Below are 6,062 nucleotides of genomic sequence, written 5' to 3' on the forward strand. Positions count from 1 at the left end.
CATACATGCACCTCTTACTCATGTTATGCCCGAACACAAAATTTCTGACACCCCCCCTTCGGCAGCTTCTACAGGGTTTCGGGTCGATCACAACATTTGCGAACACCACCAATCCCCCTGTGGGAGCGAGCCTGCTCGCGATGCGGCCCTCACTCCAACGCCTTAATCCGAGCCTCTATAAACCGCCGCTCCGGCACCTGCTGGGTCAACTCCAGCGCTCGCTCATACGCCGCCCGCGCCTGCTCCACCCTCCCCAACTGCCGGCAAAACTCCGCCCGCGCCGAGTGCGCCAGGTGGTAATCCTGCAGTTCACCGCGCTCCAGTATCGCCTCGACCAATTCCAACCCCGCCAACGGCCCATCGCGCCGGGACATGGCCGCGGCGCGGTTCAGCTCGATCACTGGCGAAGGCACCACCCGCAGCAGCACGTCATAAAGCCCGACGATCTGCACCCAATCGGTTTCCTCCACCGAAGGCGCCTCAGCATGCACCGCCGCTATCGCCGCTTGCAGGCAATACGGTCCGAACCGCCGACTCCCCAGCGCCCGCTCAACCAGCGCGCAACCTTCGGCGATCATTTCGCTGTCCCACAGCGATCGATCCTGCTCATCCAGCAAGATCAACTCGCCATCCGCAGCGGTCCGGGCTACCCGTCGCGATTCATGCAACAGCATCATCGCCAAAAGCCCCATGACCTCCGGCTCGGGCAGCAACTCCATCAACAACCGCCCAAGCCGAATCGCTTCGCGGGTCAGATCCTCGCGCGTCACTTGCGCACCGCCGGACGCCGAGTATCCCTCGTTGAACACCAGATAAATCACCCGCAGCACGCTATCGAGACGTTCAGGCAATTCCGCCAGGGACGGCACTTGATAAGGGATTTTCGCGTCGCGGATTTTCGCCTTGGCGCGCACGATGCGCTGGGCGATGGTGGCCGGTGCCGAGAGAAAGGCCCGGGCGATTTCTTCCGTGGTCAGGTCGCACACTTCACGCAGGGTCAGCGGCACCTGGGCGTCCGCCGCCAGGGCCGGGTGACAACAGGTGAAGATCAGGCGCAGGCGATCGTCTTCCACGTCTTCGTCACTCCAGTCGGCCTGCTCCAGCTCTTCCAGTTGCGCGATCAGCATCGGACGCGAGGCGGCGAAGCGAGCGCGGCGGCGCAGCACATCAATGGCCTTGAAGCGCCCGGTGGACACCAGCCAGGTGCGCGGATTGTCCGGCACGCCGTCCTTCTGCCAGCGCTCGACCGCGACGAAGAACGCCTCGTGCAAGGCCTCTTCGGCGAGGTCGAAATCACCGAGCAGGCGGATAAGGGTCGCCAGGATGCGCCGCGATTCCTGGCGATAGACCTGCTCGACCCGCGCCTGCACCGATGCCGGCATCTCAGACATTCAACTGCCGCACAGGGCGCACTTCGACGCAGCCCACCCGGGCCGCCGGAATATCGCCGGCCACCTGCAAGGCTTCGTTCAGATCCCGGGCATCGATCAGGTAGAAGCCGGCCAGTTGCTCCTTGGTTTCGGCAAACGGCCCGTCAGTGATCGACAGCTTGCCGTTGCGCATGCGCACGGTGGTGGCGGTCTGCACCGACTCCAGCGCCTCGGCGGCGACCATCCGGCCACTGCCCTGAACCGACTCGGCGTAGGCCATGCATTCCTCGTCCTTGGGGCTTTCCGGCAGCGAATGCAGCAGGCGCTCATCGCTGTAGACCAGGCATAGGTATTTCATCGCGCTCTCCTGAACCAAGTATTCAAATCAGGGCTGCAGATTGAACAACGCCGCGCCGCTTTCCATGTCGAACGGTGCCGACCAGTGTTCGTGGACGATGCGCCATTGCCCGGCTTCGCGGCGATAGCAGGCGGACACGCGCATCCAGCAGGCCTGGGTTTCGCCCTGCTCGTTAGTGCCACCGCAATGGGCCAGCCAGTAGGCGAAGGCGATGTGTTCGTCAGCCACGACCGTCATGTGGTCGAAATCGAATTTGTGCGGGCCGGCGCACATTTCCATGCAGGCCTGCCAATGCGCGCGGTAGGCGGCCTTGCCGCGAAACTGCAGGGCCTTGACCGCATCGAAGGAGACGATGTCATCGCCATAGAAGCTCATGATCCTGTCGACGTCCTTGGCCACGACGGCCTGGCGGAAAGTCTCGATCAGGGTTTCGATTTCATGGGTTGCGCTCATGGTGGTTCTCCGTTGTTTTTATTTGAAGACACCCTTAGTCGTCTGGCGATCCGCTGGATCGACAACTGAAATAAAAATAATCCAAAGCGACGCAATCGCTAGAATCGAGGCTCATTCATGCAGGAAAAAGGACACTTCCATGACAGCTGAACTCGTGCCTTACGAAAACCTCACGGCGTTGCAGCGCCAGCAGGTCGAGGCGATTGAGGTTCATCCGCAGCAGATCAAGTACTCCGGCGACATTCACGGTGCGTTGCACACCCTGCTGTCCCGGCCGGGACCTGGCGTGAAAGGATTTGCCTTGCTGGCGGATGATATTCCCGTGGCCTTCCTGCTGCTCAAGCGGCCGCCGGCGCTGCCGGCGTGGGCCAATGAACACAGCGCGACACTACACGCGCTTCAGGTCGACCAACGGGTTCAGGGCAAGGGTTACGGCAAGGCTTGCCTGCAGGCACTACCCGCCGCGGCGCGTGAGGCCTGGCCGGAAATCCGCGGGCTGGAGTTGTCGGTGGATGCGGACAATGAATCGGCGATTGGCCTGTATGCCAGGTATGGTTTTGTCGATTGCGGCGAGGCGTACAAGGGGCGGATCGGGTATGAGCGGCGGATGGGCATGATTTTCTGACGCTCCTACACGGGAATGTGTTTACAGGGTCAGCACCATCTCATGCCACGCCATGCCGCCATGGTCGGAGGCCGATGGCTTGATGTAGGCAAACCCGAACCCGGCATACAGCGGAATATGCCGCTCCTTGCACATCAGATGAATGGTCGCCTTGCCCATCCCCTTCATACGCTCGATGAACTCCGCCATCAGCCGCTTCGCCAACCCCTGCCCCTGAAAATCCGGGTGCACCACCACCGACATGATCACCACGTTCGGGCCGGCCGGGTCGTGGCCGATCAACTCCTTGAACGCTTCGTCTGACATTTCCACCTGGAACGCCGCGCCGGAATTGATGAAACCGGCGACCACGCCGTCCACTTCGGCCACGATGAAACCTTCCGGCCAGGTGGCGATGCGGGTGGCGATTTTCTCCCGGGTCGCGGCTTCGTCGCCTTCGTAGGCAAGGGTTTCGATGGCGTAGCAGCGGTCCAGATCGGCGGGGGTGACATTGCGGATGACGGTGTTCATGGCGGCTCGGAATCGGCGTGGGAATGGCCGGGAATCATATCAGCCGCTGAACGAGATCGAGAGACGAATCACCGGACTCGTCTCTCGACAGAGGCTTTAAACGGTAACCGGCAGCCAGATTTCAATCGTGCCGGTGTTGCGCTGCGGGTTGAAATCCGCGCTATAGCGCTCGAACTCCGGCCCCGATGAATGCTGGTAGCCGGACTGCGGCAGCCAGGTGCCATGGATGTACTGGAAGACCTGCGGCAATTGACTCAGCGGCCCCTTGTGCTCGAACACCGCGTATTGCTGGGGCTGGATCTCGACCCAGCGGAAGGTGTCTGGCAGATCGTCGAGCTTGCTGATCGCCACCCCGGCGAGGTAATCGAAGCCGCCCTGGCCGTCGAAATTGAAGCCGACGCCGTAGGTCTCGTCGCCTTTCTGCCCCGGAACGCTGCCGCAATGGGGCGCGAATTTTTCCCAGAGCGCGGGAATGTCCTTGACGGTCTGCTGGTTGAATCGTCCGCCAAATCCTGCGATCAGCTGGAAGTGACCCTTTTCGATACGTGGTTCGGCCAGTTCGACGCGTGTTTGCTCATCCATGGCTCGACTCCTGAAGGGAAAAAGTGGGTTCGGCAGGGAGTATAGAAGCCAAACCCGATTCGCCAACTTACAGGGCGTGCAACTGCTCTACAGCGCCGGCACCGACGAACTCGTTGTAGCCCGATAGGATCACGTACACCGCGAAATAGCAGAAGATCGCCGCCGATGCCATGTAGGAGTAACGCAGCAGCTTGTCGCCCAGCAATTTGCCGCCATGGCTCGCGGCAAAGCACAGGCCGGCGCACCACAGCAGCCCGGCGCAGAGAAAGCCACCCAGGAACAGTGCCGAACTCAGGGGGCCGCCACCGCCGGAACGGGCGATCAGCGTGCCGCCCACTGCGGCGAACCAGAGGATCGCACTCGGCGACGACATGGCGAGGAAGATCCCGCGCAAGAACTCCTTGCGATGGGAGTTTTGGCCGACTTCGGCGGTCTCGGCCAGCAGCGCTTCATGATGGATCGCCGAATAAATCATCTTCGCCGCGAAATACACCAGCAGCGCCGAACCGCCGATCCACAGCACCCAGCGCACGGTTTCGTACTGCAGCAGAACGGTCATCCCGGCCAGCGCCAGCACCGCGTAGATCAGGTCACCGACGCAGGTGCCCAGGCCCAGAGCGAAGCCCTGAAAATAGCCGCGCTGCATCGCCAGAGTGATCATCGCGATGTTGGCAACACCAATGTCCAGGCACAGCGAAAGGCTCAGCAAGAAGCCGCTGGTGAATTCCATCAAACCCTATCCTTCGGAAAAATTTGTTTACATCGAGGCTGGACAGTCTGTCACAGCTGCCCGTACATTGCGCCACAGGTCACCACAGTGGCCAGCGTCGCTCGGACGGTTCCGGGCGCTTACGTTATCGAGGCAACAATGGCCGAACAAGGTTCGCCGCGCCGCTTTGCGCGCATAGATCGACTCCCCCCTTACGTTTTCAACATCACTGCCGAGCTGAAGATGGCCGCCCGTCGTCGTGGCGAAGACATCATCGACTTGAGCATGGGCAACCCCGACGGCGCCACCCCGCCGCACATCGTCGAAAAACTGGTCACCGTCGCCCAGCGCGAAGACACCCACGGCTACTCGACGTCCAAGGGCATCCCGCGCCTGCGCCGGGCGATTTCCAACTGGTACAAGGATCGCTACGAAGTCGAGATCGACCCGGAAAGCGAAGCCATTGTCACCATCGGTTCCAAGGAAGGCCTGGCGCACCTGATGCTGGCGACCCTGGACCAGGGCGACACCGTGCTGGTGCCCAACCCGAGCTACCCGATCCACATCTACGGTGCCGTGATTGCCGGCGCCCAGGTGCGTTCGGTGCCGCTGGTGCCGGGTGTGGATTTCTTCGACGAACTGGAGCGGGCGATTCGCGGCTCGATTCCCAAGCCGAAGATGATGATCCTGGGCTTTCCGTCCAACCCCACCGCGCAGTGCGTGGAGCTGGACTTCTTCGAGCGGGTGATCGCCCTCGCCAAGCAATACGACGTGCTGGTGGTGCATGACCTGGCGTACGCCGACATCGTCTACGACGGCTGGAAAGCCCCGTCGATCATGCAGGTGCCGGGAGCCAAGGACATCGCGGTGGAGTTCTTCACCCTGTCCAAGAGCTACAACATGGCCGGCTGGCGTATCGGTTTCATGGTCGGCAACCCGGAACTGGTCAGCGCCCTGGCGCGGATCAAGAGCTACCACGACTACGGCACCTTCACCCCGCTGCAAGTGGCGGCGATTGCCGCGCTGGAAGGCGATCAGCAATGCGTGCGCGACATCGCCGAGCAATACCGCCAGCGCCGTAATGTGCTGGTCAAGGGCCTGCATGAACTGGGCTGGATGGTCGAGAATCCGAAGGCATCGATGTATGTCTGGGCGAAGATTCCGGAGGCTTATGCCCACCTGGGCTCGCTGGAATTCGCCAAGAAGCTGCTGGCCGAGGCCAAGGTCTGCGTCTCGCCGGGGGTGGGTTTCGGTGAGTATGGCGATGATCATGTGCGATTTGCCCTGATCGAGAACCAGGACCGTATTCGCCAGGCCGTACGCGGGATTCGCGGGATGTTCCGCGCGGATGGACTCGCCAGCAAATAAACGCACGAACCGTGTAGGAGCTGCCGCAGGCTGCGATCTTTTGATCTTGTTTTTTTAAATCAAAATCAAAAGATCGCAGCCTGCGGC

The 6,062-nt window shown here is 61.5% G+C and carries 8 protein-coding genes; 2 read left to right on the forward strand and 6 right to left on the reverse strand.

Annotated elements, in window-relative coordinates; all coding sequences use genetic code 11:
* Positions 1-149: 149 nt before the first annotated feature.
* The 3 genes from HNO86_RS29950 to HNO86_RS29960 are packed head-to-tail and all read right to left on the reverse strand — an operon-like array spanning position 150 to position 2,181.
* Positions 150-1,382 (reverse strand): RNA polymerase sigma factor, encoded by a 1,233-nt coding sequence (locus HNO86_RS29950; RefSeq protein WP_175380554.1) that lies wholly within the window; start codon positions 1,380-1,382, stop codon positions 150-152.
* A gap of 1 nt (position 1,383) precedes the next feature.
* Positions 1,384-1,728: a YciI family protein gene (locus HNO86_RS29955; protein ID WP_175380547.1), complete on the reverse strand. Its 345-nt coding sequence runs from the start codon at positions 1,726-1,728 to the stop codon at positions 1,384-1,386.
* A gap of 27 nt (positions 1,729-1,755) precedes the next feature.
* Positions 1,756-2,181: a nuclear transport factor 2 family protein gene (locus tag HNO86_RS29960; protein WP_175380548.1), complete on the reverse strand. Its 426-nt coding sequence runs from the start codon at positions 2,179-2,181 to the stop codon at positions 1,756-1,758.
* Between the two features lie 139 nt (positions 2,182-2,320).
* Between HNO86_RS29960 and HNO86_RS29965 the strand changes: the two genes are divergently transcribed.
* On the forward strand, positions 2,321-2,806 hold the full coding sequence (locus tag HNO86_RS29965; RefSeq protein WP_175380549.1) for an N-acetyltransferase: 486 nt from the start codon (positions 2,321-2,323) through the stop codon (positions 2,804-2,806).
* Between the two features lie 21 nt (positions 2,807-2,827).
* Here the strand turns inward: HNO86_RS29965 and HNO86_RS29970 are convergent, their stop codons facing one another.
* The 3 genes from HNO86_RS29970 to HNO86_RS29980 all read right to left on the reverse strand — a co-directional run bounded on the left by HNO86_RS29970 (position 2,828) and on the right by HNO86_RS29980 (position 4,628).
* The gene (locus HNO86_RS29970; protein WP_175380550.1) at positions 2,828-3,316 is read right to left on the reverse strand and encodes a GNAT family N-acetyltransferase; all 489 of its coding nucleotides are present in this window, start codon (positions 3,314-3,316) and stop codon (positions 2,828-2,830) included.
* A 96-nt stretch (positions 3,317-3,412) separates the two neighbouring features.
* Positions 3,413-3,898 carry a GyrI-like domain-containing protein gene (locus tag HNO86_RS29975; RefSeq protein ID WP_175380551.1) on the reverse strand — a complete coding sequence of 162 codons (486 nt, stop codon included), beginning with the start codon at positions 3,896-3,898 and terminating at the stop codon, positions 3,413-3,415.
* 67 nt (positions 3,899-3,965) lie between these two features.
* Positions 3,966-4,628: a LysE family translocator gene (locus HNO86_RS29980; RefSeq protein ID WP_175380552.1), complete on the reverse strand. Its 663-nt coding sequence runs from the start codon at positions 4,626-4,628 to the stop codon at positions 3,966-3,968.
* A 138-nt stretch (positions 4,629-4,766) separates the two neighbouring features.
* Here HNO86_RS29980 and alaC point away from each other — a divergent pair, with 138 nt between their 5' ends.
* Entirely contained in the window at positions 4,767-5,975 is a 1,209-nt protein-coding gene (gene alaC / locus HNO86_RS29985; protein WP_175380553.1) for an alanine transaminase, read from the forward strand.
* Positions 5,976-6,062: the final 87 nt, after the last annotated feature.

It is taken from the genome of Pseudomonas sp. C1C7 (assembly GCF_013359595.1).
GTDB lineage: Bacteria > Pseudomonadota > Gammaproteobacteria > Pseudomonadales > Pseudomonadaceae > Aquipseudomonas.